This is a genomic window from Microvirga calopogonii (genome assembly GCF_003347665.1).
Lineage (GTDB): Bacteria > Pseudomonadota > Alphaproteobacteria > Rhizobiales > Beijerinckiaceae > Microvirga > Microvirga calopogonii.
Map to the genome: position 1 here is coordinate 1 of NZ_QDGA01000026.1, position 25,370 is coordinate 25,370.

The 25,370-nt window shown below is 63.8% G+C and carries 26 protein-coding genes and 3 pseudogenes; 20 read left to right on the plus strand and 9 right to left on the minus strand.

What is annotated here, in order from left to right; all coding sequences use genetic code 11:
- Positions 1-150 precede the first annotated feature (150 nt).
- Complete coding sequence (locus DDF70_RS18685) at positions 151-1,503, minus strand: IS1380 family transposase (RefSeq protein WP_114946366.1); 1,353 nt, start codon at positions 1,501-1,503, stop codon at positions 151-153.
- On the opposite strand from DDF70_RS18685, the gene DDF70_RS18690 reads away from it, so the two are divergent.
- Positions 1,488-3,683: an AAA family ATPase gene (locus DDF70_RS18690; protein WP_162820490.1), complete on the plus strand. Its 2,196-nt coding sequence runs from the start codon at positions 1,488-1,490 to the stop codon at positions 3,681-3,683. The two genes, DDF70_RS18685 and DDF70_RS18690, sit on opposite strands and share 16 nt — an antisense overlap.
- Before the next feature lie 188 nt (positions 3,684-3,871).
- A complete protein-coding gene (locus DDF70_RS38125) occupies positions 3,872-4,192 on the plus strand; it encodes an NADPH-dependent FMN reductase (protein WP_245435554.1) in 321 nt (106 codons plus the stop codon).
- A gap of 199 nt (positions 4,193-4,391) precedes the next feature.
- On the opposite strand, the pseudogene DDF70_RS18700 reads toward DDF70_RS38125, so the two are convergent.
- Both DDF70_RS18700 and DDF70_RS18705 read right to left on the minus strand, forming a co-directional pair.
- A pseudogene (locus DDF70_RS18700) lies at positions 4,392-4,657 on the minus strand (GIY-YIG nuclease family protein).
- 874 nt (positions 4,658-5,531) lie between these two features.
- Complete coding sequence (locus tag DDF70_RS18705) at positions 5,532-5,906, minus strand: helix-turn-helix domain-containing protein (protein WP_114946368.1); 375 nt, start codon at positions 5,904-5,906, stop codon at positions 5,532-5,534.
- Positions 5,907-6,332: 426 nt separating this feature from the next.
- Between DDF70_RS18705 and DDF70_RS18710 the strand changes: the two genes are divergently transcribed.
- From DDF70_RS18710 to DDF70_RS18755, 10 genes are all read left to right on the plus strand, one after another.
- Positions 6,333-6,545, plus strand: coding sequence for a heavy-metal-associated domain-containing protein (locus tag DDF70_RS18710; protein WP_114946369.1), 213 nt, complete (start codon positions 6,333-6,335; stop codon positions 6,543-6,545).
- Between the two features lie 5 nt (positions 6,546-6,550).
- Positions 6,551-7,036 (plus strand): hypothetical protein, encoded by a 486-nt coding sequence (locus DDF70_RS18715; RefSeq protein ID WP_114946370.1) that lies wholly within the window; start codon positions 6,551-6,553, stop codon positions 7,034-7,036.
- 200 nt (positions 7,037-7,236) lie between these two features.
- Positions 7,237-7,494 (plus strand): hypothetical protein, encoded by a 258-nt coding sequence (locus DDF70_RS18720; RefSeq protein WP_245435555.1) that lies wholly within the window; start codon positions 7,237-7,239, stop codon positions 7,492-7,494.
- Positions 7,495-7,519: 25 nt separating this feature from the next.
- A complete protein-coding gene (locus tag DDF70_RS18725) occupies positions 7,520-9,004 on the plus strand; it encodes a TolC family protein (RefSeq protein WP_245435556.1) in 1,485 nt (494 codons plus the stop codon).
- Positions 9,005-9,018: 14 nt separating this feature from the next.
- Positions 9,019-10,431: a multicopper oxidase family protein gene (locus DDF70_RS18730; RefSeq protein ID WP_114946372.1), complete on the plus strand. Its 1,413-nt coding sequence runs from the start codon at positions 9,019-9,021 to the stop codon at positions 10,429-10,431.
- 31 nt (positions 10,432-10,462) lie between these two features.
- On the plus strand, positions 10,463-10,954 hold the full coding sequence (locus DDF70_RS18735) for a cupredoxin domain-containing protein (RefSeq protein WP_114946373.1): 492 nt from the start codon (positions 10,463-10,465) through the stop codon (positions 10,952-10,954).
- A gap of 47 nt (positions 10,955-11,001) precedes the next feature.
- Complete coding sequence (locus DDF70_RS18740) at positions 11,002-11,292, plus strand: copper-binding protein (protein WP_114946426.1); 291 nt, start codon at positions 11,002-11,004, stop codon at positions 11,290-11,292.
- 64 nt (positions 11,293-11,356) lie between these two features.
- Positions 11,357-12,061, plus strand: coding sequence for a copper-binding protein (locus DDF70_RS18745; protein ID WP_114946374.1), 705 nt, complete (start codon positions 11,357-11,359; stop codon positions 12,059-12,061).
- A 137-nt stretch (positions 12,062-12,198) separates the two neighbouring features.
- Positions 12,199-14,604 (plus strand): heavy metal translocating P-type ATPase, encoded by a 2,406-nt coding sequence (locus DDF70_RS18750; RefSeq protein WP_114946375.1) that lies wholly within the window; start codon positions 12,199-12,201, stop codon positions 14,602-14,604.
- Between the two features lie 140 nt (positions 14,605-14,744).
- Positions 14,745-15,038: a hypothetical protein gene (locus DDF70_RS18755; protein ID WP_162820491.1), complete on the plus strand. Its 294-nt coding sequence runs from the start codon at positions 14,745-14,747 to the stop codon at positions 15,036-15,038.
- Between the two features lie 55 nt (positions 15,039-15,093).
- On the opposite strand, the gene DDF70_RS18760 is transcribed toward DDF70_RS18755, so the two are convergent.
- The 4 genes from DDF70_RS18760 to DDF70_RS18775 form a co-directional block, all read right to left on the minus strand.
- A complete protein-coding gene (locus DDF70_RS18760; protein WP_114946377.1) occupies positions 15,094-15,396 on the minus strand; it encodes a hypothetical protein in 303 nt (100 codons plus the stop codon).
- 117 nt (positions 15,397-15,513) lie between these two features.
- On the minus strand, positions 15,514-16,044 hold the full coding sequence (locus tag DDF70_RS18765) for a DUF305 domain-containing protein (protein WP_114946378.1): 531 nt from the start codon (positions 16,042-16,044) through the stop codon (positions 15,514-15,516).
- A gap of 27 nt (positions 16,045-16,071) precedes the next feature.
- Positions 16,072-16,404 carry a four-helix bundle copper-binding protein gene (locus DDF70_RS18770; RefSeq protein ID WP_114946379.1) on the minus strand — a complete coding sequence of 111 codons (333 nt, stop codon included), beginning with the start codon at positions 16,402-16,404 and terminating at the stop codon, positions 16,072-16,074.
- Between the two features lie 109 nt (positions 16,405-16,513).
- Entirely contained in the window at positions 16,514-16,876 is a 363-nt protein-coding gene (locus DDF70_RS18775) for a hypothetical protein (RefSeq protein ID WP_162820492.1), read from the minus strand.
- 161 nt (positions 16,877-17,037) lie between these two features.
- On the opposite strand from DDF70_RS18775, the gene DDF70_RS18780 reads away from it, so the two are divergent.
- On the plus strand, positions 17,038-17,295 hold the full coding sequence (locus DDF70_RS18780; protein ID WP_114946381.1) for a heavy-metal-associated domain-containing protein: 258 nt from the start codon (positions 17,038-17,040) through the stop codon (positions 17,293-17,295).
- Between the two features lie 11 nt (positions 17,296-17,306).
- Entirely contained in the window at positions 17,307-17,780 is a 474-nt protein-coding gene (locus DDF70_RS18785) for a DUF411 domain-containing protein (RefSeq protein WP_114946382.1), read from the plus strand.
- A 465-nt stretch (positions 17,781-18,245) separates the two neighbouring features.
- Here the strand turns inward: DDF70_RS18785 and DDF70_RS18790 are convergent, their stop codons facing one another.
- Entirely contained in the window at positions 18,246-19,346 is a 1,101-nt protein-coding gene (locus tag DDF70_RS18790; RefSeq protein WP_114946383.1) for an alpha/beta hydrolase, read from the minus strand.
- 151 nt (positions 19,347-19,497) lie between these two features.
- The gene (locus DDF70_RS18795; RefSeq protein ID WP_114946384.1) at positions 19,498-20,391 is read right to left on the minus strand and encodes a LysR family transcriptional regulator; all 894 of its coding nucleotides are present in this window, start codon (positions 20,389-20,391) and stop codon (positions 19,498-19,500) included.
- Between the two features lie 99 nt (positions 20,392-20,490).
- Here DDF70_RS18795 and DDF70_RS18800 point away from each other — a divergent pair.
- From DDF70_RS18800 to DDF70_RS18825, 6 genes and pseudogenes are all read left to right on the plus strand, one after another.
- Positions 20,491-21,690: pseudogene (locus tag DDF70_RS18800) on the plus strand (MFS transporter).
- A gap of 73 nt (positions 21,691-21,763) precedes the next feature.
- Complete coding sequence (locus tag DDF70_RS18805) at positions 21,764-22,555, plus strand: carboxymuconolactone decarboxylase family protein (protein ID WP_114946385.1); 792 nt, start codon at positions 21,764-21,766, stop codon at positions 22,553-22,555.
- Positions 22,556-22,596: 41 nt separating this feature from the next.
- Entirely contained in the window at positions 22,597-23,067 is a 471-nt protein-coding gene (locus tag DDF70_RS18810) for a (R)-mandelonitrile lyase (RefSeq protein WP_114946386.1), read from the plus strand.
- Between the two features lie 125 nt (positions 23,068-23,192).
- A pseudogene (locus DDF70_RS18815) lies at positions 23,193-24,238 on the plus strand (NAD(P)-dependent alcohol dehydrogenase).
- A 153-nt stretch (positions 24,239-24,391) separates the two neighbouring features.
- Positions 24,392-24,571 (plus strand): hypothetical protein, encoded by a 180-nt coding sequence (locus DDF70_RS18820; protein WP_205772448.1) that lies wholly within the window; start codon positions 24,392-24,394, stop codon positions 24,569-24,571.
- Positions 24,572-24,602: 31 nt separating this feature from the next.
- Positions 24,603-25,181: a L,D-transpeptidase gene (locus DDF70_RS18825; protein WP_170316094.1), complete on the plus strand. Its 579-nt coding sequence runs from the start codon at positions 24,603-24,605 to the stop codon at positions 25,179-25,181.
- The last annotated feature ends 189 nt before the right edge of the window (positions 25,182-25,370 follow it).

Here is a 25,370-nt window from a genome sequence, read left to right on the forward strand (position 1 = left end):
TTCCTATTCACCAGAGTTTGCTGCATTGACCTGATTTGCGGCGAGGCGAGCCAATCCGTTGCGTCTCTTTCACCGCAGCGAGGTCTGGCACGTGGGGAACGCGTTGGCAGGGGCAGGATAGAGCGATCAGGGCGATGGCGGCCCCGTCTCTCAGGGCGAGGCTGCTCGCGGGCTGGGCAGGAGTGTCGCCGCTACGGCGCGGAAGAGGTCAGCGTCCGGGCAGCCGGAGGCGAAGGCCAGTCGGATGCGGCTCGCCGTTTCCTGCACCCGCACGGCGATCTTGAGCAGGCGCAACCGCAGCGTGGCGAACTCAGCCCGGGCGAGATCGCGTGCAGCCGGGATCGCCTCCCGCACCGCCAGCATCAGCCAGTAGGCGGCCGTGTGCAGCACCAGCCGAACTTGGTTGGCCACCGCGCGCCGGCACGAGGTTCGGTCGGACGCGAGGTGCGCCTTGTGGAACTTGATCCAGTTCTCGGCTTGGCCCCTGGCACAATATAGGCTCTCATAGATGACCCGCGCGCTGGTCCCGATCAGGTTGGTGACCACACAGCGGATGTCGAGCCCCAGGCGGGTGGCTTCGATGCGGGCGATCGCGCGACGCTCGCACGACCAACTCTTGGCCCGGTGTGTCGTCTCGGCAAAGCCACGCACGACCTCGCAGTCGTCCACCGCCCGCTGGGTGCGCACCGCATCCGCCTCGTTCTGGACTTTGGCGGTGAGCGGCCGGGTGCCGGCCAGCCCGAACAGATAGCTGACGCCGTTCTGCTCGCAGAAGTCCATGGCCTCGGGGCGGGCATAGTGACTGTCGCCGCGGATCGTGATCTGCGTGAGAGGCCAACGTGTGCGGATGCGGCGCACGAGGCGTCGCAAGTAAGCCCGCACCTCACGGCCGGAGGGCGTCTTGCCCGGCCGCAGCACGATCGCCACCGGGCGGCCGGTGCTGTCATAGACATGGATCGGCAGAAAGCAGCGCTCGTCATAGTGCGCGTTGAACAAGGACAGTTGCTGGTGCCTATGCACCACGTCGCAGGTGTCGTCGATGTCCAGCACCACTCCGTCAGGGGGCGTGACATAGCTGTCCATCCACTGATCGACCAGAGCATAGGTCAACCGGATCGCATCGCGGATCGTCGGCGCATTCTCCAGCCGCGAGAGGGTCGGCTGCGAGGCCAGATCCGCTCCAGTCTCCGGCAGGTGCCCGCAGGCGAGCTTGAACGCCGGATCGGCGCGCAGCGGGCCGAAGTCATTGCAGTCCTCATAGCCACACGCGATGGCGAAGATGCGGGCGCGGAGCATGTCTGTGATCGCGTGCGTCACGCGGACGGGATCGCGCCGATCCGGGATGAAGCCGGCGAGCCGCTCGGCGATGCCAAGGCGGCGCTCGGCCTGGGCCAGAAGCATGACGCCGCCGTCGGACGACAAGCGCCCGCCGTCGAACGCGGCGGTGATCTTCTTGCGGGACACGGCTGGAAACGGGAAGGTGGCAGGTGTATCGTCCGGCATGGCGGGTGTGGCAGCCTCGAACGGAGAGCAGGATCGGCTTCAGCAACCAAATCCTACGCTGCTTCAAGTGCTTAAGCTACATCCGCCAGCCCTCATCCCTCTTCCGATGCATAAGAACGGCTAAACTGAAGTGTGAGGAGATCGAACGAGACATAAAAAGTTTACGCTCGACGCTATTCGGCAGTGACGGGAAAATTGGAAAACGGGCCGAACTCGAAAAGCTGATCGAAGAAATTGATGTTTATTCCTGGACATTCAAAACGAGATATGACGCCGATTTTCAGGAAGCTTTTCGCGGTTTGAGAAACTCAAAAGTCTCATTCAGAAATCGACTTTTAGAAGAAGCGTGCATTAATACGGCGAAGCTTCATACTCGCGATGAACTGAAGCGACGTGCAGCAACCGTATTTGCAAGCACGCCTACGAAGCAAGCCCTCATCCAAACGCCAAAACTCAATACACTCATCGAGCAAGAAAATGCGCCTATATTGTCCAAAGTTGTTATCGGCCGCAATGATGTAAACATAGCTGCATTGATCCAAAAACTTGGAAACGCAGATTGGGTGAAAGAGGGCAGAAAGTATTTCGACCACAATCCCGGAACGTGCCCCTTTTGCCAACAAGGCACCAACCACGACTTTGCAAAGAGTCTTGATGAGTACTTCGACGAGCAATATCTAGCCGATATTGCAGAGATCGATCTGCTTTTGAGGCGTTATGAGCAAATTTCGACCGACGTCTTAGGCTTTTTAGATAACCTGATTGAGGCAGCTCCGACCTATCTGAGTCTTGATAAAATCAGCGCCGATACAGAGCGCCTGAGGGCTGCAATCCAAGGCAATCAGAGCATTCTGCAATCAAAACGGAAAGAGCCTAGCCGAGTAACAAAGCTGGAAACAGCATCGGGTCCGCTGGCTGATATTGTCGCCACAATTCAGGAAGCCAACAGATCGATCTCTTTGCACAATGACAAAATAGATAACTTAGAACGTGAAAGGAAAGCGCTTACGGATGAGGTATGGCGCCTTATTCTCGATGAGGCCAAGGTCGGCTTAGAGCAGTTTCAGAAGAGCAGAGATGCTTTGGAAAAAGCAATTTCAGGCCTTGAGACGGGCATTGCTAAAAAGGGCGACGAATTAGCTGAAAAGCGAAGAGAGCTCGCGTCTCTAGAAACCAAGGTTACTAGCGTCCAGCCGACGGTTGACGCTATAAATTGCATCTTAAAATCGTTTGGGTTTAGCAATTTCAAGCTCGCTGTTGCAGAGGATAGAGCCAACTGTTACCGCGTAGTTCGACCCAATGGAGACGATGTAGGAGCTACGCTCAGTGAGGGCGAAAGAACATTCATTGCTTTCTTGTATTTCTACTACATGGTCTGGGGCGGCACCTCAGCAGGAAACGTTACGAGCAGCAGGGTTGTCGTAATAGATGATCCAATTTCAAGCTTGGATAGCGAGGTTCTTTTCGTTGTCAGCAGCTTAGTCAAAAAGATCATCGTTGAGTGCCGCAATCCACAAAGCCCAATCAAGCAGGTCTTTATATTAACTCACAACATCTACTTCCATAAAGAATCTTCGTACGATTCAAAGAGATCCAACGGGTGCTTGAAAGACGAGAGTTTCTGGATCATCAGAAAGCAAAACAACATCTCGCAGGCGACTAGATACGACTCAAATCCGATCAAAACATCATATGAATTGCTTTGGTCTGAGCTAAAGGACGGCACTCGGTCAAATCTCACAATCCAAAACGTACTGAGGCGAATATTAGAGTACTATTTTACAATCTTAGGCAATAGGGACAAAGACTCGGTCATTGAATGCTTCGAGGGTGAGGACCAGTTGATATGCAGATCCCTTTATTCATGGATCAATGAAGGATCTCACTTCGCAAGTGATGACTTATTCGTGTCTGGTGATGAACATACCACGGATAAGTACCTGTCGGTCTTTCGTCGAATTTTCGAGAAAACAAATCAAGAAGGTCACTATCACATGATGATGGGGACAAGCCCTGACGAGTCCATAGAAGTTGCACAACCGACTGATAATCAGCCAATCGATATTGGGCCCACAAACTTTATGGCCGAAGTGAGTGGAGAGCCCATCGACCTACGTGGCCTAACGTCCAAATCAGACAATGAAGCAACTGTTGCTAAGGAAAGTCTGATTCAACAGTGACTACTCAGTTTTCTTAGTCAGCCTAAACCCGAAGAATCGCGGCTTCAGGGAAAGCGCGCCATGAACATCCTCGTCGTAGGCGGAACGGGGTTTTCTCGGCGGCGCGGGAAGCGCTGGCGCGGTGGCCTAGCTCCTCGATGCCCTGCCCTCGGCCAGAAGCGCGTCGGCGTGTTCTAAGATTTAAGCCCATGCACCTCCTTGCCCTCTCCGGCAGCCTGCGTGCCGCCTCGCTCAACACCATGGCTCTGCGCGCGCTGCAAAAGCTCGCGCCGGAGAGTGTCGCGATCAGGCTCTATGAAAGCGTCGGCGCCCTGCCCCACTTCAACACTGACGTGGAGATGAGCGCGCTGCCCGAGATCGTCGCGGAGATGCGGCGGCAGGTGGCGGCGGCGGGTGGGATTGCAGGCATTCGTCCGAGCATGCGCAGAGCTTCGCATATTCTAATTACGCGTCACGTCTCCTGCCCCTCCCACGTCATGGCCGGGCTTGACCCGGCCATCCACGTCTGAGGAGCCGCGCCGTTGCAAAGGCGTGGATGGCCGCAATGAATGCGGCCATGACGGCGGAGGGTTTTGTGGTCGGTGCGGAAAGACGTGGATGACCGGCACGGGGCCGGGCATGACGCGGGTGGGTTTGCGGTGGAGGCGACGAGGCGTGGAGGCCGCGCCATGGGCGGGCATGACGATGGCGCGTTGAGGATGTGCGCGCTTACTGGTTCAGCGTCTCGTAGAGGTCGTCCCAGAGCGGGTTCATGCCGTGGATGAGGCGGATTTTCCAGGCGCGGGGCCAGTGCTTCATGGTGGTCTCGCGCTGGATCGCATCGCGGATGTCCTCGAAGCGCTCGTACCAGACGAGGCGCGTGAGGCCGTATTGCTTGGTGAAGCCGGGAACGACGCCCTCGCGGTGCTCCCAGGCGCGGCGGGCGAGATCGCTCTCACGCCGAGATAGAGCGTGCCGTTGCGCCGTTTCGTCATGAGGTAGACCCAGCCGCCCTTTTGCATGCTTGGATGATACTTAGTTGCGCGCGCACCTCCACCGTCATGCCCGCGCTTGTCGCGGGTATCCACGCCTTTTTCTGTGCAGTCGGTCGAAGACGTGGGTGGCCGGGTCAAGCGCGGCCATGACGTCGAGGGTGGGTCACGGCGGGCTTGTTCTTGTTTTGTTCTTGACACGCTTCATGGCATGAGATATATCATTGCGCAGATCGGTTCCGACGAGGGGCGCTTTCGCGAGGCGTCGCAGAGAAGGGAACCGGCACGGTCCCGCGGCAGGCCTCGCAAGCTTGTCGGCGGGAGGCCCTTGGCAGCCATGTGCTGGTCCAAGTCTAAACGCCTAAAAGTACCGTGCGCGAAGAGCGGTTCGGCTCCTAGCATTCCATAGACAATCGAGCCGGGCCGCACGACGCGCCACCCTCGATCCACCCGCAAGGCTCGCAGCGCAAGCTGCGGGCCCCAAGGTGCTGGCTCTTTGACACGAACGGATCAGCACCCTCCCGCGTCATGGCCGTGCTCGACACGGCCATCCACGTCTTTTTCTGCGCGGTGGGATAAGACTTGGGTGGCCGGAACTGATCCCCGGATCAAGTCCGGGGACGGCCATGACGTTGAGGGTGGCGTTCCCTCCTCACGCCTCCGGCCTGCGGAACACGCCCTGCACCACCTGCCCTCGCCCGATCAATTTGGGCGGCGGGTTGGTCCAGTCCATCGTCCCGGGCTTGCTGTCTCGGGCTGGCGGTCGTGCCGGTAGAGCGCCACGTCTTTTCCCGCAGGACGGGCCAGTGACGGGGATGGCCGGCACAAATACGGCCATGGCGGCGGGGCACCGCGCACGCACCCGCTCGGGCGCGCCTCACGGCTTCATCGCCGCGATGGCCTGCACCAAGGCCAGGGCCTGCTTCTGCAGGGCTGGATGCGTGATGGTTTGGAAAGCGCGCAGCAGCGACAGGTTCTGCGGGGTATCGGTCAGACGCGGCAACGCGGTCGATGCGTCCGCTTCGTCGTCGTAGAAGAATGCCACCGGCACTTTCAGCACCCGGGCGATCTCCTCCAGGCGGCTGGCGCTGACTCGGTTGATGCCCCTCTCGTATTTCTGAACCTGCTGGAAGGTGAGCCCGAGGGCGTTGGCCAACGTGTCCTGGCTCAGGCCGAGGGCGACGCGTTGCAGGCGGATGCGCTGGCCGATGCGGCGGTCGGCATGGTTCGGAGATTTGGCGGAAACACTCATCGATCACTCCCCAAGTGGTGCAGACGGCCACCAGGAGCCCTGGTGGCCGGGGAGTTGAGAAGCCGCCTGTAGACGGCCGCGATGACCTTTAGGCTTTCGCCCTGGACATGCGCCATCGCCTCCCCGACCGTAAGGTTGGGAAGGCATCGTTCACGGCCGATACCGGCCGCTACAGGTCGGGGTTCTCACGCCCCAGAACCGGATGCGTCCGGCTCCGGTGACGAGGTAACACGCAACAGGGGTGCGGGGTCAATGGCCTCGCCGCCGACGCGCTCCCCCTCACCCACAGGGCATCGCACGATGCGCTAGCCCGGGAGGCGGGGATTTGCCGGCCGCGGCAGCGCGCAGTCCGTACAAGGGCGTTGACCTTACCACGATGGCAAGGTCCAGACAGGCTGGGTCTTCCAGCGAATCGAGGGTCCTGCCATGCATCTCTTCCACGTGCCCGACCTGGCTTGCGGCGGCTGCCTGGGCTTCGTCGTCCGGGCGCTTCAGGACATCGACAACACCATCCGCATCGAGGCGAACCTCACGGCACGCACCATCAAGGTCTTCTCGCGCCGCTTCGAATCCGCCCTGCTGCAGGCCCTCAGGAGTGCCGGCTATCCGGCCGAGCCGGTCCTTCTCCCCCTCGGGTGAGTCCAATGGGCCACATCTTGTCGAACCAGGGCTTTCGTGAAAAATGCCCGAATCCGACCAACCGGAGTGTTCCGCCTTTGCGGCTGATGGCCACCATCATCGTTGCTCTGCTTGCGATCACCATGGCGATCTTCCCGATCTCCGTGCCGCAGGCGGCGGCGGCGGCCGGGCATCGCCACGCCGCTGCCGTCAGCAGCAGCGATGGGCATTCCCACGAGCACCGCGTCGGTGGCGGAGAGCATGAACATGTGCATCGTCCGGCCTCGGGCGACGAAGTCACGTCGAGCGCCTCCGCGGACCATGATCAAGGCTCCCAGGGCTGCGCGGGCCCCATCTGCTGCAGCATGGGCACATGCCATGCGTTCCAGGACACGGCCCTCCCCGTCCTTGACTCCCCTGCTGCGTCCCGCCTTCCCATAGCCGTGCCCGGTGACGAGCAGGTCGGGGGCATCACGGCAGGCGGCCTCGACAGGCCCCCTCGAACCGTCTGAGCCAAACGCGGGCGGCTGACGCCCGCACGAACCGGCGCGCCCGCTCCCGAGGGACGGCGCGACCGTCCTCAAGCTCGAACCGGTCACACTTCCCAGTGCGCGATCAGAATATGGGCCGCCGTGACGGATGGACTCCTGTCCACCCCGGCTCGGCCTCGATTCGGAGCCGCCCTGCGGAGGTCCGCCCGGAGATGGACTCCATGCTCAAGCTCCTTCCCCTTGCGGCCCTTGGCCTCGGCCTTGGTGCCTGCGTGCCCACCGCGCCGCCTGCCTACCTTGCGGCCCCGGCCGATCCCTCCGTCGCCATCCGAAGCCCCGGCTACGCCTCCGTGACCGCGGGTGTGCGCGCCTATGACGTCGTCGAGCCCCTCGACTGGCGAGAGCTCAACCGGCGCGTCACCCCGGGCGCCGCACCCGAACGTGACGACAGCAACGATGCCGCCCGACGGGGCCGATGACCCCATGCTTCAGGAAGACCACACGATGACTGACAAGAATTCCGCGGGACCAACCCGCAGGCTGGGGCTGCTGGGGGGCGTCGCCCTCGCGCTGTTCGTCGGGGGCTGCGTCTCGTTCTCGGCCGACGGCGGCCTGTCGACGGCGCAGACGGTCGCCTACACCGAGCTGGGCCAGGACGTCGTCAAGATCACCAGCGAAGCCGAGGCCATCGGCATCCAGCAGCGGGTCGAAGACCTGCTGAAGCGCCCGCTCACGCCAGAGAGCGCCGTGCAGATCGCGCTGCTGAAGAACAGGGGCCTGCAAGCCGCGTTCAATGACCTCGGCGTGTCGGAGGCCGACTACGTCCAGACGAGCCTGCCTCCGAGCCCGACTGTGTCCCTGTCCCGCCTCGGCGGCAGCCTGGAGCTGGAGGTCGAGCGCCAGATCCTGATCGGGCTGTTCGAGCTCGCCACCCTGCCCGCCCGGACCGCTGTCGCCGAGCAACGCTTCCGCGCCGCCCAGTTCCGCACCGCCGAGGCCGTGCTGCGGCTCGCCGCCGAGACCCGCCGGGAATACTACCGGGCCATCGCGGCCAACCAGCAGGTCGCCTTCATGCAGCAGGCGCTCGGCACCGCCGAGACCGCCTCCGAACTCGCGAAGCAACTCGGCGAGAGCGGCGCGCTGAACAAGCTGGAGCAGGCCCGCGAGCATGCCTTCTACCAGGAACTCGGCGCCCAGCTCGCCCGTGCGCGGATCGAGCAGAAGGTCGCCCGCGAACGCCTGATCCGGCAGCTCGGGCTGTGGGGGCGGGACATCGACTTCCGCCTGCCCTACTCCCTGCCGCCGCTTCCGGCACGCATCGCCTCGGCCCAGGACATCGAGCGCCGTGCGCTCGAGCGGCGTGTCGATCTCCAGGCCCTGCGCCATGATCTGGACGCGACGGCGCGCCAGTTCGGCCTGACGAATGCCACCCGGTTCGTCTCCGACGTCGAGCTCGCCGGCCTCTCGAGCTACGAGCGTACGACGTCCGTCTTCACCGAGGACGGCCGGGCCGTGGTCGAGAGCGAGAGGATCAAGCGGCGCGGATTGGAGGTCGAGTTCACGATCCCGATCTTTGACTTCGGCGCGGTCGGCGTCCGCAACGCGCAGGAAACCTACATGGCCGCGGCCAACCGCTTGGCCGAGCGGGCCGTCAACGTCCGCTCCGAGGCGCGGGAGGCCTATCTGCGCTACCGCGGCAACTACGATCTCGCCCGCCACTACCAGGGCCGCGTCCTGCCGTTGCAGAAGCGGATCCAGGACGAGGCGACCCTGCAATACAGCGGCATGCTCGTCGACGTGAGCCAGCTCATCATCGACGCCCGCACCCGCATTCTCAGCAACGTCGACGCTATCAACGCCCGCCGCGACTTCTGGATCGCCGCCACGGACCTCAAGGCTGCCCTCGTTGGCGGCGGCGCAGGTGGCGGTGCCGAAGGCGGAGGGGAATCCGTGGCTGCCGCCGCTGGCGGCGGTGGCGGGGGACACTGACAAGGAGACACGCAATGACCGATCTCTCACGCAGAGGTTTTCTCGGCGCCGGAGGCCTGGCTTTCGCAGGCGCTTCCATGGTCAGCGGACGCACGCAGGCCGCAGGGCTGCCCGAGGCGCCGATCATGACGGAAGCCACCATGCAGCCGCCGCTCCATCCGAAGAGCGGCCCTGACTACCAGCCCGTCGTCACCCTCAACGGCTGGACCCTTCCCTGGCGCCAGAACGGCGACTGGAAGGAGTTCCACCTTGTTGCCGAACCCGTCGTGCGCGAGCTCGCGCCCGGCATGAAGGCGCACCTGTGGGGCTACAACGGCCAGTCGCCCGGACCGACCATCGAGGCGGTGCAGGGCGACAAGGTCCGCATTTTCGTCACCAACAAGCTGCCGGAGAACACGGCGGTGCACTGGCACGGCCAGCTCCTGCCCAACGGCATGGACGGCGTGGGCGGCCTCACCCAGCCGCACATCCCGCCGGGCAAGACCTTCGTGTACGAGTTCATCTGCCAGAAATCCGGCACCTTCATGTACCACCCGCACTCGGACGAGATGGTGCAGATGGCGATGGGCATGATGGGCTTCTTCGTCGTGCATCCGCGCGATCCGGCCGAACGCCGCGTCGACCGCGACTTCGTTTTCCTGCTCAACGCCTTCGACATCGAGGCCGGCAGCTACGTGCCGAAGGTCAACACGATGCTCGACTTCAATCTCTGGTGCTGGAACTCGCGCGTGTTCCCCGGCATCGATCCGCTCGTGGTGCGCCAGGGCGACAAGGTCCGGATCCGGTTCGGCAACCTGACCATGACCAACCACCCGATCCACATGCACGGCTACGACTTCAAGGTGACGGGCACGGACGGCGGTTGGGTGCCGGAGACGGCGCAGTGGCCGGAGGTCTCCGTCGATGTGGCGGTCGGGCAAATGCGCGCCTTCGAGTTCGTGGCGAATGCGCCGGGCGACTGGGCGATCCACTGCCACAAGTCACACCACACCATGAATGCCATGGGCCACGATGTGAAGACCTACATCGGCGTGAACATGAAGAGGACGGCTGCGGCCATCAAGAAGATCGCGCCGGGCTACATGCCGATGGGCGGCAGCGGCATGGGCGAGATGGGCTCGATGGAGATGCCGCTGCCCGACAACACGCTGCCGATGATGACCGGCTTTGCCCAGTTCGGTCCGGTCGAGATGGGCGGCATGTTCTCGGTCGTGAAGGTCCGTCCCGGCCTCGCCGCCGACGATTACAAGGATCCGGGTTGGTACAAGCACCCGGAGGGGACGGTCGCATACGAGTGGACGGGCGAGAAGCTTACCGAGCCCGCCCGCGCGACGTCACCCGACAGCGGCATGAAGGCGACGGAATTCCATGCGGTCGATCCGCGGAAGCGGCCGGTCCGCACGGCCGGCGGCCATGACAATCACTGATCCCGTTCAGAACCACAGCAAGGAGCACTCAATGACGGTTCGTCTTTCCACCCTTGTCGTCGCTGCCGCGGCGTTGGCGCTCTCGACCGGACTGGCGCTTGCCGGTCCCGGCGAGCCCGGCCACAGCCACCGGTCGTTCGCGGCCGGCGAGCCGGGCGACGCGAAGAAGCCTGTCGCCCGCACCATCGTCGTCTCCATGAAGGAGACCGACGACGCGAAGATGCTGTTCGAACCCAATCAGGTCGAGATCAAGCGCGGCGAGCAGGTGAAGTTCGTGCTCAAGAACCACGGATCGGTCGATCACGAGTTCATGCTCGACACCATCGAGCATAACGCCAAGCACAAGATCGCCATGGAGAAGAACCCGGACATGGAGCACGACGACCCGAACGGGAAGCGTCTGGCGCCGAAGGGTTCCCACGAGATCGTCTGGCGCTTCACCAAACCCGGCACCTTCGAGTTCGCCTGCCTGATCCCGGGCCACTACGAGTCCGGCATGCACGGCACCGTCGTCGTCAAGTGACGAACCCGATCCCTCAATCCCCAACCAACCCAATGATGGAGTTTTCCATGAAGCGCATTGCCATCAGCCTGATCGCCGCCATCGCCCTGTCGGGTGCCGCACTCGGGCAGAGCCTGCCGACGGTGTCCGGCACGGTCGAGAAGGTCGACGCCGCCCAGAGCAAGATCACCATCGACCACGGTGCGATTCCGAACCTGAACATGGATGCCATGACGATGGTCTTCCGGGCCCAGGATCCGGCCCTGCTCAAGGGCATCAAAGCGGGTGACAAGGTGCAGTTCACCGCCGACCGGGTGAATGGCCAGATCTCCGTCACCTCGATCAAGAAGGGCTCGTAAGGCCCACGCCGCCCCGCGGGCTTTGGCTCGCGGGGCGGCAACCCGTTTCAAGAAAGAGACCGCGATGAAACGCCTGACCGTTACCCTCACCGCCCTTGGAGCCATCCTGGCTACCGTCGCCGTCGGCCCCGCCCCGCTTGCTCAGGCGCAGCCTGCCAAAGGGGCCCCTGCCGCCTATGAGCGGGTGCGCGAGGTCATGGACGACCGGTTTAAGGACATGAAGCTCACGGGAGATCCCGACAGGGACTTCGCGGCCCTTCTCATCGCCCACCAAGAGGACCTGATCTTCCTCGCCCGGACGCAGTTGGAGCACGGTGCCGACGAGCAGCTCCGCCAGGTGGCGCAGAAGATCATCGACGAGCAGCAGAAGCAGATTTCCCAATTGAAGGATTGGCAGGTCCGCAACCGCCAGGCGGACTACCGCGCCAAGGCGGACCAGTCACCGCACGGGTCAGGGCCGCTCGACCGGACTGGCTCCCCGGCTCCTCAAGTCCAGGCGACCGCTCCGGTGCAACCCGCTCCTCAACCCGAAGCGGCGAGCCAGCTTCCGGTGGTTTCCGGGACGGTCGAGAAGGTTGATGCCGATGCAGGCAAGGTCACCATTGACCACGGGCCGATCCCGAACCTCAACATGGATGCGATGACCATGGTGTTCCGGGCGCAGGACCCGTCTATCCTGAAAGGCGTCAAGACCGGTGACAAGGTCCGGTTCCAGGCCGACCGCGTGAACGGCCAGATCAGCGTCGTCAGGATCCAGAAGGGAAAGTGACCATCACCGGCGGCCTCGCGTTGCCTTGGATCAATGCCGCAACGCGCAGCCGCCGATAATCCGACAATGGGAGCGGCTTGACCTTCCCATGATCGGAAGGCCGAACATCAGTCCCAGGGTAACACGCGAGGTGAGCCATGACCGACAACCGTATCGTCGACCGCCACTCCCACGGTGGACCTCAGCATGCTCCCCATGCCCATGACAACCATGCTGGACACCATCATCACCATGAACCTGCAGCGGACACCGGTAAGGTGAAGGATCCGATCTGCGGGATGATGGTCGACCCGCACGAAACCAAGCACCGGGCCCAGTACCAGGGCAAGCCGTATTACTTCTGCTCCCCAGGCTGCCAGTCGAAGTTCATGGCCGAGCCCGCCAACTACGTCGAGCCGGCAACCGCCCGGAAGGCGGAGTCCGTCCCCGAGGGCACGATCTATACCTGCCCGATGCATCCCCAGATCCGCCAGGTCGGTCCCGGCTCCTGCCCGATCTGCGGCATGGCGCTCGAACCCGTCCTGGCGACGGCGGAGACGGGCCCGAGCCACGAACTCGTCGACATGACACGCCGCTTCTGGATCGGACTCGCCCTATCCGTGCCGGTGGTGGCCCTGGAGATGGGCGGTCATCTGACGGGGCTGAGCCACTACGTTGGCCAACAGACCTCGAACTGGATCCAGATGCTCTTGGGCACTCCCGTCGTGCTCTGGGCCGGCTGGCCCTTCTTCGTGCGCGGCTGGCAGTCCCTCGTCACGCGCAACCTGAACATGTTCACGCTGATCGCCATGGGAACAGGCGTGGCGTGGGTCTACAGCATGGTGGCGACGCTGGCGCCCGACATGTTCCCGGCGGCCTTCCGCGGCCTTGACGGCTCAGTGGCGGTCTACTTCGAGGCAGCGTCCGTGATCACGGTGCTGGTCCTACTCGGGCAGGTGCTGGAGCTTCGAGCACGGGAGACCACGAGCGGCGCCATCCGCGCCCTGCTCGATCTTGCGCCGAAGACGGCCCGCAAAATTCTCCCTGATGGTACCGAGCAGGAGGTCCAGCTCGACACCGTGCAGGCGGGAGACCGACTGCGGGTGCGCCCGGGCGAGAAGGTCCCGGTCGACGGTGCCGTGCTCGAGGGGCGCAGCGCGGTAGACGAGTCCATGGTGACGGGTGAGTCCATGCCCGTGACCAAAGAGGTCGGCGCCAAGGTCATCGGCGGCACCATGAACCAGTCGGGCGGTCTCATCATCGAGGCGCAGAAGGTCGGGCGCGACACCATGCTGTCGCAGATCGTCCAGCTCGTGGCCGAGGCCCAGCGCAGCCGCGCGCCGATCCAGCGTCTGGCAGACCAGGTGTCCGGCTACTTCGTTCCCGCGGTCATCGGGATGGCGGTGCTGGCCTTCATCGCCTGGGCGATCTGGGGTCCGGAGCCGCAGTTCTCCTACGGCCTTGTCGCTGCGGTTGCGGTCCTCATCATCGCCTGCCCGTGCGCGCTGGGACTGGCCACCCCGATGTCGATTATGGTCGGCGTCGGACGGGGTGCCCAGGCCGGCGTGCTGATCAAGAACGCCGAAGCCTTGGAGCACATAGAGAAGGTCGACACGCTCGTGGTCGACAAGACGGGAACGCTCACGGAGGGCAAGCCGGCCGTCACCGCCATCGTGCCTGCATCAGGGTTCACGGAGGCCGAGGTGTTGCGCCTGTCGGCGAGCGTGGAGCGGGCGAGCGAGCATCCGCTCGCGGTGGCCATCGTCGCCGCAGCCGAGAAGCAGAATATCGCGACTGCGCCGGTCACGGACTTCGACTCGCCGACTGGCAAGGGCGCGCTCGGCACCGTCGAGGGCCGGCGGATCATTCTCGGCAACAAGGCGTTCCTGGCCGAGCACGGCGTCGACGTCAGCCCGCTTGCGGAACAGGCCGACGGTCTGCGCGAGGACGGCGCGACCGCCATCTTCGCCGGCATCGACGGACGCGTGGCGGGCGCCATCGCCATCGCCGATCCGGTGAAGGCCTCGACGGCCGAGGCGCTCGCGGGCCTCAAGGAAGAAGGCGTGCGGGTGGTGATGCTCACGGGCGACAATTGGACGACGGCCAAGGCCGTCGCCCGCCGCCTCGGAATCGAAGAGGTTGAGGCCGAGGTTCTGCCGGACCAGAAGAGCGCCGTCGTCCAGCGGCACAAGTCCGCTGGGCGCGTCGTCGCCATGGCGGGTGACGGCGTCAACGACGCGCCGGCACTGGCGGCGGCGGATGTCGGTATCGCGATGGGTACCGGCACCGATGTCGCCATGGAGAGCGCGGGCGTCACCCTGCTGAAAGGAGATCTGACGGGCATCGTGCGGGCCCGGCGGCTGTCGCGGGCCACCATGCGCAACATCCGCCAGAACCTGTTCTTCGCCTTCATCTACAACGCCCTTGGCGTGCCGGTAGCGGCGGGCGTGCTGTATCCGTTCTTCGGCATCCTGCTGTCGCCGATCATCGCGGCGGCCGCGATGGCCCTGTCGTCGGTCAGCGTGATCGGCAACGCCATCCGCCTGCGCACCGTGCACCTGTGATGGCCTGACCGGGCGGGCCGATGGAAGAAGGCCGCGATGACGTCGACAAGTGGGAAGCAGGCAGCGCCCGCGTGGCGCCGAGTTGAAGAATGTAGTAGCTTTGGAGAGTGGGACGCACGCCTTTCTTCGGAGGGCAAGCCGTGACACCTTCAATTCATCCGTTGGCACCGCACGCGCTGCCGATCTTCATTGCGTCTCACGCTGGAACAGACTACCTCATGGTCGGAATGGCGATCTTTCTGGTCGCGTTCGTGCTCGCGATAGGTCTCTTTTACCTGAGACTGCACGCCCTCCCCGACCAGATCGCTCACAAGCCCACGAAGATGCAGTACGAGATCGTGTGCGCACTGGGCTTGCTCGACATGTTCACACACATCAACGCCTTTTGGGTCGCAGGGCTCCGGCGGCCTATTGGACGTGCTGGGGCTCCCTAGCCCTGCTCGCGGCCGGTCTCGCAGGACGCCTGTCCGGCATCGTCTGATCACTCCCTCAGCGTCCGATCATCCTGTTGTAGACCGGCACGAACAGGACGGTCCCGATCCAGGCGGCCACCGCGTTGCCCACGATCCCTTCCAGGAGAGTGCGCCCGGCACTGTCCGGGTTCGTCGCGAAGAGGCTGACCCAGCCATGGGCAAGGCCCGAGGTCGGCCAGACGAACGACAGCAGGTAACAGATCACGAACAGTCCGACGAGGGTCGTGGTCAGCGCCCACCCCGTGGCCACGAGGTGCATCGGGGCCGCTTCATGAGCCTGCGAAGTGGGCAGCGTCGTCTTGAAGGTTGAAGTCGACATGATCGCCTCCGCGATCTTGGACCCCCACGCAGCAATTATACACCTGAGGGAGCCTGGAAGCACGAGGCTCCCTCAGGTCGCAACGCCTGCGTCCAACGAGTGCGACAGTTCACAAGTCTACTGGGCGCCTTCCTTCTTGGCATTCTTCTGTAGCCATTCTTTCATCTCGGCGATTTCCTGGCCCTGCTCCTTCTTCGTCTTCTCGGCCATCTTCTTGGCCTCGGCGTTGTTGCCCGTCTTGAGGACCACGTCGGCCATGTCGATCGCGCCCTGGTGGTGGGCGATTATCCCGCAGATGAAGGCGACGTCGGAGTCCTTAATCATGTGGGCGGCCATCATCGGGCCGTGCATCTTCATCATGGCTTGCATGTAGCCCTTCTGGGCCTCGTTCATGTTGGCCATCATGCCCTGCATGTTCTGCATCATTCCCGACATATCCATGCCCTGCATGTTCTGCATGCCCTGCATCTGGCCGCCCGCCTGCACGGCCGTCCGGCACTCCTCCGGCAGGCTCTCGGCCGACATGGCCATCTGGCCGCCGGAGGGATGCTGCATTTGGCCCTGCGGGGCCTGAGACTGTTGGGCCATGGTGCCCCATGCCGTGGCGGAGGCAAGCAGGGTCGCGAGAGTGATGGTTCGGATGGTCATCTTGTTTTCTTTCCAGGGTTGTGAGGTTCAGGCCGCCATCTGTCGGCAGCTCTCGGCACAGCGGCGACATTGGTCGACGCATTCCTGCATGTCGCCGACCTGTTCGCAGGACTTGGCGCACTCCTCGCAGATCTCGGCGCACTCGCGGCACGTGTGCTTGTGGTGGGGCGTGCCGATCAGCATGAAGTCGGCCGAGGTGCGGCAGATCTCGGCGCAGGCCATCATGAGGCGGAAATGATCCGGCTCCACGTGCTTGCCGCCCTGCTCCAGGCAGTGGGTCATCGCCATGCCGAGGCAGGTCCGGTAGCAGCGCAGGCATTCGTCGATGCAGGATTGCATCTCCTTGGACATCCGGTGCATGTCCGTCTCCTGGGTTCAGGCGCGTGAGGTCTTCAGCCCGGGCGGACGCGGCGCCCGACGCGCCAACGGGCCGGCTGACTTGCAAGCGGCATGGCCGCTTTGTTCCGGATCAGGTGCGTTTCGGCGGGCGGCCGATGCCGGACGGCACGTCCGGCACGGGAGTCAGGTCCGGCGGGATCGGAACCGCTTCGGACAGCGGCACGCCCTGCGCCAGGTTCGAGAGGACCGGAACCACGGCCATGATGCAGCCGGGATGGCAGCAGAACTGCCCGGCCTCATGAGGCTTGGAGGTGCTGCCGTGGTGGTGATCAGGCTGGCCCAGGGATGCGTATGTGGTTCCCACCGCGTGGGTGGACGCCCCATGATCGTTGGCCTCGGCCCGAACGGCCGCATACAGCGGAGCGCTGGCGAGGGCGATGGCCACCAGAGCGACCGTCAGGCGGCTGAGCACGAAGCGGATCAGGTCATGCACGGCATCGTCCTTGAGCTCATGGTCCCAACGATGGCGCGCGCGAGCGGTTCCGTGAGACGGCCGAGGCGCCTTGTCGTCGATCGGCGCAACGGCCTCTTGACCTTGCCACCATTGTAAGCCGCACGGTTGCACCATCACCGTCATAAAATGGAGATGAAGCGATGTGCGGATGCAGCACCCACCAGAGCCAGTCCACCCAGACCGTCGATCGTGACCCGTCCACCCTTACCCTGCGGGTCGAGGATATGACCTGCGGGCATTGCGCCGGCACGATCAGGAAGGCCATCGAGACGGGCCTGCCCGGCACGAGCGTCGAGGCCGATCCGGCCTCCAAGCTTGTCTCGGTCCGCGGCAGCACCGATTTGAGTTCCATCAAGGCCCTCGTGACAGAGGCCGGCTACACCCCGACCGCAGCCTGAAGGAGGAATCCATGCTCGACCGCCGCCGTTTCCTGACCGTCCTCGGCACCGCGGGGGCGGTCCTGGCCATGGGGCCCGCCCTTGCCGATGCGGGCCTGCCAAAGGTCGTCGTAAGCAAGGATCCGTCCTGCGGCTGCTGTTCCGGCTGGGTCGACCACCTCAAGGCCGCCGGATTTCCCGTTGAGGTCCATGAGACGGCCGAGATCAACCGGGTGAAAGTGCGGCTCGACGTTCCCGATGACCTCGCCTCCTGTCACACGGCGGAGGTCGGCGGCTACGTCATCGAGGGCCACGTACCAGCGGACGCGATCAAGCGCCTGCTGATCGAGAAGCCACAGGCCAAGGGGCTGGCCGTCCCGGGAATGCCGGTCGGCTCGCCGGGCATGGAGGTGCCCGGGGTCGAGAACGACACCTATGAGGTCGTCCTCTTCGGCCCCTCCGGTCAGAAGACCTTCGCACGCTATCAAGGAGGACGTGCCGTCTGATCCCGCTCACCTGACCGGATCTTCGATCCATCATCGTCAGACCGAGCCCGTGATCCTACCCCGGCGGCACTCCGGGACGGTCGCGTCGGATTAATGAGCGGGCTCATAAATCAACGATCCCGCTTGCGCGGCAAGATTGCCCTATGGAGCGGGCAACGCGGAACACTGTCGCGGTCCCGCACTCGCCGAATGGACGGGATGACCATCCTGCGGTGACGCACCCTAGAGGGTAATGCATGTCAATATCGGCAGGCGCCCGAGCTTCAGCGTGAAGCCGGGCCAAAGTGCGATACCGCGATACCATTGTTGACGTAGAGCGTCATGGCAGCATGAGCATGCCCGGATAGTTCCAGAATGACAGCCGTGCGGCGGCGATGAGAGCGGCGCCCGCAGGGATTTCAGCATCCGGTTGTCTCCTCGCCTTGATGGAGCCTGAACCAAAGTGCCCAGGCTCCATATCGCCGCTCAAGCGGAGAGGTGCCGATCGAAGAACGACTGGAGCTTGTCGAACGGAATCACGTCCATACGGTCGTACAGATCGGTGTGGTTGGCGCCCGGGATGATGAGAAGCTCCTTCGGCTCCGCCGCAGCCGCATAAGCAGTCTCGCTGAAGTAGCGCGAGTGGGCCTTTTCGCCATGGATCAACAGGACCGGGCGTGGCGCGATTTCCGCAATGTAGGTCAGGAGCGGCATGTTCATGAACGACAGCGGCGTGGTCTGTGTCCAGGAGTTGCCTGAGTTGACGGCGCGCGCATGGTACCCGCGCGGTGTCCGGTAATAGTCGTGGTAGTCGACCAGGAACTGCGCCTCGCCGCCTTTCAGCTCGTTGAATGGGGGCTGGTAAGCCGGAGTTCCCTTTTCCGCATCGCTCCAACGCTGCCGGCTCATTTGCTCAAGCGCTTTCGTGCGCTGTTCGAGGGTCACGCTATCGTTGTAGCCGCGGGACATGACGCGCGTCATGTCATACATGGTGCTGGCCGCAACGGCCTTGACGCGCTTGTCCACGGCGACGGCACTCAAGGCCATCCCGCCAAAGCCGCAGATCCCGATGATGCCGATCCGCTCGCGATCGACGGATGGGTGCAGGCCGAGAAAATCCACCGCCGCGCTGAAATCCTCGGTATTGATGTCCGGTGAGGCGACATTGCGAGGCTCGCCACCGCTTTCCCCAGTATAAGACGGGTCGAAAGCCAGCGTGACGAATCCACGCTCCGCCATGGTCTGCGCATAGAGACCCGACGACTGCTCCTTCACGGCACCGAACGGACCGCTGACGGCGAGCGCCGCAAGCTTCCTGTCGGCACGGATTCTCGGCTGATAGAGATCGGCCACCAGGGTGATGCCGTAGCGGTTCTTGAAAGTGACCTTCTGGTGATCGACCTTCTCGCTTCGCGGGAAAACCTTGTCCCATGCGTTTGACCCACCCTGAGCCTTCGCGTCGGAAGCATTGAAAAGCGACCCGGCACCAAGCGCGGCGACGCCGGCACCGGTCAGCTTCAGGAGGTCGCGCCGGCCAAGGCCACGCGTCGGGGCTTCGCTATTCTCAGGACTGTTCTGCTTGCTCATGCTTGTGTCTCCGTCTTTCCTGCTCAGGCCGATGCCTGGGTCCGGCTAAACAATGGCAAGCGGGAAAGCAGAGAATTAGCGGAGCTGCGACGCATGCCCCTATGAGCTCGGCTCATCAATCTCGCAGAAATTTGAAGGAGCGGGCCTCGTCTCAGCCCCGATGGCGCAGAGCCCCGACAACGAGGTTGAAGGCTGGCGAGGATTGGCGGCGGCTCGGGTAATACAAGTGGTACCCCGTCCACGCCGGGCACCAATCCTCGAGGACGCGCTCAAGGCGTCCGGCGGCGATATGCGGCAGCGCGATGTCCTCCGGGACGTGAGCGAGCCCGAAGCCGTCCACGGCGGCATTGAGAACCTGGAAGATGCCGTTGAATACGAGTTGTCCCTCGACCCGGACGGCGAGCTCATGTTCATCACGCTCGAATTCCCAGGCATAAAGCCCGCCATAGGTGGGAAGGCGCAGGTTGATGCAGGTGTGACCGAGGAGGTCCTGAGGGGTTCTGGGCCGCGCTTTGTCCACGAAATAGGACGGTGCTCCGACCACCGCGAAGCGGACATCGGGGCCGATGCGCACCGCGATCATGTCCTTGGCAACCTGCTCGCCGAGGCGCACACCCGCATCGAACCGTTGCTCGACGATGTTGGCCAGGGTCTCGTCGAGGGCGATCTCCACCTTGATGTCGGGATAGTCGAGAAGCAACGTCCTGAGCTTCGGCCACAGGATCGTATCGGTGACATGGTTGCCTGCGGTGATCCTGATCGTGCCGGCGGGCTTCTCGCGGAACTCGCTCAATCCATCCAGCTCGGCCTCAATCTCAGCCAGTCTGGGGCCGGCTGTCCGGAGCAGGCGCTCGCCCGCCTGCGTGGGCGCCACACTCCGGGTGGTCCGGGTCAGAAGCCGCACGCCCAATCGTTCCTCGAGACCGCGCACCGTATGGCTCAGGGCTGATTGGGAGACGCCGAGCTGAGCGGCAGCCTTCGTGAAGCTCCGCTCCCGCGCGACGGCCAGGAAGGCGATCAGGTCATTGATGTTGTCGCGCGCCATTCATGAGCCCTTCTCATAGGTTCATGCGCGTCTTAGCACCTAATCGCTCCAATGAGGATCGCCTATCTTCCGGCCTCCCATCGGTATCGTGAGACGTTAATGACAATCGGAACCGCTTCTACCTGTGACATCATCCCTGACCGCTCTCCGGCATGGGGCGCGGTCCTCGCCATGTCGCTGTGCTGCATGGTGCTCGTCGCCTCCGAGTTCATGCCGGTCAGCCTGCTGCCCCCCATTGCCGCCGACCTTCACATGACGGAGGGCCAAGCCGGGCAGGCCATCTCCGTTTCCGGCATCTTCGCGGTGCTCACGAGCCTGTCCATCTCGGGCCTGACCTCCCGATGGGATCGGCGCACCGTCCTGCTCGTGTTGGCCCTTTCCCTGATCGTCTCCGGTTCGGTCGTGGCCTTGGCGCCGAACTACACGATCCTCATGCTCGGCCGGGCGGTTCTTGGCGTCGCCATCGGGGGCTTCTGGTCGATGTCCACTGCGGCGGTGATGCGCCTGGTGCCGGAAGACAGCGTGCCGCGTGCCCTGGCGCTCCTGCAAGGCGGGACGGCACTATCCTCCATCGTCGCGGCGCCGCTCGGCAGCTTTCTCGGCGGGTACATCGGGTGGCGCGGAGCCTTCTTCTGCGTGGTGCCCCTGGCGGCCATCGCGCTGGTCTGGCTGCTGGCAAAGCTGCCCTCCATGCAGGCCGGCCGGGGGACCGGTTCAGGTAATGTGTTCAAGCTGCTCCGCCAGCCCGTAGTGGCCTCCGGCATCGTGGCGATCACTCTGTTCTTCATGGGCCAGTTCGCGCTGTTCACCTACCTGCGGCCGTTCCTCGAGATGGTGACCCATGTCGACGTTCCGACCCTGTCCCTCATCCTGTTGCTCTTAGGGATCACTGGCCTCGCCGGGACGAGCTTGGTCGGATCTTTCCTGAAGAACGGGATGTATGGCGTGATGATCGCGATTCCGCTCGGGATGGCGGCGATTGCCGTGGCCCTGATCACGTTCGGAGACTGGCTTGCCGGGACGGCCTTCCTGCTCGGGTAATGGGGCTTGCTTGGCACCCCGGCCCCCGTGGCCTGGAACACGTGGCTGACCCGGACCTTGCCGGACGATGCCGAAGCCGGCGGCGGGCTGATGGTGGCCGCCATCCAACTGGCGATCACCCTGGGCGCAACCGTCGGCGGCCTGCTGTTCGACATGAGCGGTTATCAGAGCACCTTCGGTGCGAGCGCAGCCATCCTGGCTGCCGCAGGCCTCATGGCGTTCGTGACGAAGCGTGCGGGATCATCCGCGCTCACGTGAGCACCACACCGGCTGCCGCAATCGTCGTGCCGCCCCCCTCACCCATCGAGTTACGTGCAAAGGATCATCGCCCATGGAGTTGCTGGCAGCCACACTCGCATCCCTCGCGTTGGGAACACCTGCCCTTGCCCAAGGAACTGCTTTCATGTCGACACCCCTCGAAACCGCTTCCTCGCTCTCGGCAGCCGACATCCAGTCCGTCTCTCCGGCCCTCGGCCGATACGCCAAGGAGGATGTCGCCGACGGCCTGTGGCAGCGTCCGCAACTCTCTCGTCGGGATCGCAGCCTCGTCACGGTGGCGATCCTGATCGCCCGCAATCAGACGCTGGATCTGCTGCATTACATCAATCTTGCCCTCGATAGCGGCGTGACACCGCGCGAGCTCTCCGAGACCATCACGCACCTCGCCTTCTACGCGGGCTGGCCGAACGCCATGACGGCGATTGCCGTCACCAAGGACATTTTCACCCAACGCAAGATTGGACCGGATCAGTTGCCGGCCGCATCGCCGCAGCTCATGCCGCTGAACGAGCAGGCGGAGGCAACCCGGGTCGCGAGCGTGCAGCGCCTTCTCGGAACCGCGGCTCCCGGCCTCGATCAGTACACCACCGATCCGCTCTTCAAGGACGTGTGGCTGCGCCCCGACCTGTCGCCGCGCGACCGCAGCCTCGTGACCATCACGTCGTTGATGGCGAACGGCCAGGTGGCCCAGCTCGCGGGCCATCTCAACAGGGCCTTGGACAACGGTCTGACGCAGGAACAGGCCGGTGAGGTGGTCACGCAGATCGCCTTCTATGCCGGCTGGCCCAATGCCTTCTCGGCCGGTCCGGTCGTCGCGGAGGTCTTCAAGGGTCGGTCCAACTGACCGCCGCTATTCCGCCCTTCCATATCGTGAAAGGATCCAACGTGAAGAACACCCTCATCGCAGCCAGCATGACCGCGGCCGCACTCGGTGGTCCTCCGGCCAATGCGCAGGAGATCCAGGTCTTTCCGAGCGGCTCCTCGCCGTCGGTGATCGCCGATCCGAAGAACTTCTCGGGCCAAGTGGTCGTGGATCTTCTCACGCCGCCCTCCGTCGAGACCCCGGCCTCGTCGGGGCTGGTGACCTTTGCCCCGCGTGCCCGCACCGCCTGGCACAGCCATCCGGCGGGTCAGATGCTCATCGTCACGGCGGGCAAGGGCTGGGTCCAGCGCGAAGGCCAGGCCCGCCAGGAGATCACGTCCGGCGACGTGGTGTGGATCCCGGCCGGGATCAAGCACTGGCATGGTGCGACCGACACCAACGGCATGAGCCACGTCGCGATCACCTACATTCGCGACGGCAAGAACGCTGATTGGATGGAACTGGTCACCGACCAAGAATACGCCGTCCGATAGGGCCTCGCTCGACCGGGAAGGGATTCATGAGCAGGGCTCATGAGAGCAGCTTCAGACGATGCCTGCTCGCTTCGCCGCAGCTCGTAAACGTCTGCCAATGATCTAATCAACGAAAGTACGCTTCCATGACTGTAAAGGCCTTTGGCGCTTATGCCGGAGACAAGCCGCTCGAGCCGATGGACATCAGCCGTCGGTCGGTCCACACGATGTCGGCATCGAGATCGCCTTCTGCGGCGTGTGCCACTCGGACATCCATCAGGTTCGTGCCGAATGGGCCGGCACCCTGTACCCTTGCGTGCCGGGCCACGAGATCGTCGGCCGCGTGTCGGCGGTCGGCGCACATGTGACGAGCCACAAGGTCGGCGATCTGGTCGGCGTGGGGTGCATCGTCGACAGCTGCAGGCGCTGCGATGATTGCAGCGACGGGTTGGAGAACTATTGCGACCACATGGTCGGTACCTACAACGGACCCACGCCCGATGCGCCGGGTCACACGCTCGGTGGCTACTCGCAGCAGATCGTGGTGCACGAGCGCTACGTGCTGCGCATCAGCCACCCCGAGGAGCAACTGGCCGCCGTCGCCCCGCTGCTGTGCGCCGGGATCACCACGTACTCACCCCTGAAGCACTGGAATGTGGGACCAGGCCACAAAGTGGGCGTTGTCGGCATCGGCGGCCTGGGTCACATGGGCATCAAGCTCGCAGCCGCGATGGGCGCGCACGTGGTGGCCTTCACCACCTCCGAGTCGAAGCGCGAGGCCGCCAAGGCACTGGGCGCGCATGAGGTCGTCGTCTCCCGCAACGCGGACGAGATGGCGGCACATGCCAAGAGCCTCGACTTCGTTCTCAATACGGTGGCAATGCCCCATGACCTCGATGCCTTCCTCGCGCTGCTCAAGCGCGACGGCACCATGACGCTCGTGGGGGCGCCCGCGACGCCGCACCCGTCGCCGGAAGTGTTCAGCCTGATCATGAAGCGCCGCAGCCTGGCCGGCTCGATGATCGGCGGCATACCCGAGACGCAGGAGATGCTGGATTTCTGTGCCGAGCACGGGATCGTTGCCGACATCGAGATGATCCGGGCCGACGAGATCAACGAAGCCTATGAGCGGATGCTCAAGGGCGAGGTGAAGTATCGCTTCGTGATCGACACCGCATCCCTGGCAGCGTGACCTCCGTCGAGGGTGCCGTTGGCCCCCGATAGCCAAGATCATGAACTGCCAGCTCGGGAGCATTTGCTTCTCCCGGGCCGACAGCCCCGGGTCGGCACAGATAGAAAACCCGGTAGCAGAGAAGCCTCGTCCCGCACGATCCGGAGCATGTCCATGGCGATGGGACCACTGACGACCAGCCGCCGCGCGATGCTCGGCGCCACGCTTGCGGCTGTCGTGCCGGATCTGGCCTTCGGCCAGAAAGGCAGGGGTCCGGCGAGCCAGAAGCCGACCCGTACCCTCTTGAGGCAATCCGGATTTGCGGGGAACCAAAAGGCAGGCATGCGGCGTTGAAGCTGTGCCATTTCGCGCGAGGAGATCCCCCATGATCCGCTTCGTGTTCCCTGTGGTGGCGTTTGTGTGCAGCATGGCGTTCGCGGGCTCTGTCCAGGCGCAGCCTATTGCCTCCCTTAGTGGAGGACCTGCCAGCTTTCTCGAACGCCTGTTTGGCGGTCCAGCTTCCCCTACCGCGCGGCGGGTGGTTGCTTGGTCCGGCTACGAGCGCCCCGGCACGATCGTCATCTCCACCAGTCAGCGCCGGCTCTATTTCGTCCTCGGCGACGGGCAGGCGATTCAGTACGGCATCGGTGTGGGACGGCCCGGCTTCACCTGGACCGGGATCAAGACAGTCAGCATGAAACGGGAGTGGCCCGCCTGGAGTCCACCGGCTGCGATGTTGCGGCGGCGCCCCGATCTGCCGCGCTACATGCAGGGCGGCCTGGGCAACCCGCTGGGCGCCCGGGCACTTTATCTTGGCTCGTCCATGTATCGGATCCACGGGTCCAACGAGCCGGAGACCATCGGTTATGCGGTCTCCTCCGGGTGCATTCGGATGACCAATGCCGACGTCGTCGACCTCTACAACCGAACTCGCGTCGGCACCAAGGTCGTGGTGTTGCGCTGATGGGTGCCGAAGGTTGGCCTGCATCGCCACGACCGACACTTCGCGCTGCGGGCGTGCTTCGTCAACCGCCGGGCAAAGGCCCCGGACATCCTTGCCGTCGCGGAGGATGTCCCGTCTGCCGCTGGGATAAAAGCGGATGAGATCATCAAAGCTCTCCAGCATCGGACCCAAAAGTGGAATCCACTTTTG

Bases quoted from the DNA above. Each gene is read 5' to 3' on its own strand.
- DDF70_RS18725 (WP_245435556.1), top strand. From the start codon at position 7,520: ATGACTGACAAGAATTCCGCGGGACCAACCCGCAGGCTGGGGCTGCTG.
- DDF70_RS18820 (WP_205772448.1), top strand. From the start codon at position 24,392: ATGGCGATGGGACCACTGACGACCAGCCGCCGCGCGATGCTCGGCGCC.
- DDF70_RS18750 (WP_114946375.1), top strand. From the start codon at position 12,199: ATGACCGACAACCGTATCGTCGACCGCCACTCCCACGGTGGACCTCAG.
- DDF70_RS18780 (WP_114946381.1), top strand. From the start codon at position 17,038: ATGTGCGGATGCAGCACCCACCAGAGCCAGTCCACCCAGACCGTCGAT.
- DDF70_RS18705 (WP_114946368.1), bottom strand. From the start codon at position 5,906: ATGAGTGTTTCCGCCAAATCTCCGAACCATGCCGACCGCCGCATCGGC.
- DDF70_RS18740 (WP_114946426.1), top strand. From the start codon at position 11,002: ATGAAGCGCATTGCCATCAGCCTGATCGCCGCCATCGCCCTGTCGGGT.
- DDF70_RS18720 (WP_245435555.1), top strand. From the start codon at position 7,237: ATGCTCAAGCTCCTTCCCCTTGCGGCCCTTGGCCTCGGCCTTGGTGCC.
- DDF70_RS18795 (WP_114946384.1), bottom strand. From the start codon at position 20,391: ATGGCGCGCGACAACATCAATGACCTGATCGCCTTCCTGGCCGTCGCG.
- DDF70_RS18715 (WP_114946370.1), top strand. From the start codon at position 6,551: ATGGGCCACATCTTGTCGAACCAGGGCTTTCGTGAAAAATGCCCGAAT.
- DDF70_RS18785 (WP_114946382.1), top strand. From the start codon at position 17,307: ATGCTCGACCGCCGCCGTTTCCTGACCGTCCTCGGCACCGCGGGGGCG.
- DDF70_RS18745 (WP_114946374.1), top strand. From the start codon at position 11,357: ATGAAACGCCTGACCGTTACCCTCACCGCCCTTGGAGCCATCCTGGCT.
- DDF70_RS38125 (WP_245435554.1), top strand. From the start codon at position 3,872: ATGCACCTCCTTGCCCTCTCCGGCAGCCTGCGTGCCGCCTCGCTCAAC.
- DDF70_RS18805 (WP_114946385.1), top strand. From the start codon at position 21,764: ATGGAGTTGCTGGCAGCCACACTCGCATCCCTCGCGTTGGGAACACCT.
- DDF70_RS18770 (WP_114946379.1), bottom strand. From the start codon at position 16,404: ATGCACCGGATGTCCAAGGAGATGCAATCCTGCATCGACGAATGCCTG.
- DDF70_RS18760 (WP_114946377.1), bottom strand. From the start codon at position 15,396: ATGTCGACTTCAACCTTCAAGACGACGCTGCCCACTTCGCAGGCTCAT.
- DDF70_RS18765 (WP_114946378.1), bottom strand. From the start codon at position 16,044: ATGACCATCCGAACCATCACTCTCGCGACCCTGCTTGCCTCCGCCACG.
- DDF70_RS18735 (WP_114946373.1), top strand. From the start codon at position 10,463: ATGACGGTTCGTCTTTCCACCCTTGTCGTCGCTGCCGCGGCGTTGGCG.
- DDF70_RS18790 (WP_114946383.1), bottom strand. From the start codon at position 19,346: ATGAGCAAGCAGAACAGTCCTGAGAATAGCGAAGCCCCGACGCGTGGC.
- DDF70_RS18825 (WP_170316094.1), top strand. From the start codon at position 24,603: ATGATCCGCTTCGTGTTCCCTGTGGTGGCGTTTGTGTGCAGCATGGCG.
- DDF70_RS18685 (WP_114946366.1), bottom strand. From the start codon at position 1,503: ATGCCGGACGATACACCTGCCACCTTCCCGTTTCCAGCCGTGTCCCGC.
- DDF70_RS18710 (WP_114946369.1), top strand. From the start codon at position 6,333: ATGCATCTCTTCCACGTGCCCGACCTGGCTTGCGGCGGCTGCCTGGGC.
- DDF70_RS18730 (WP_114946372.1), top strand. From the start codon at position 9,019: ATGACCGATCTCTCACGCAGAGGTTTTCTCGGCGCCGGAGGCCTGGCT.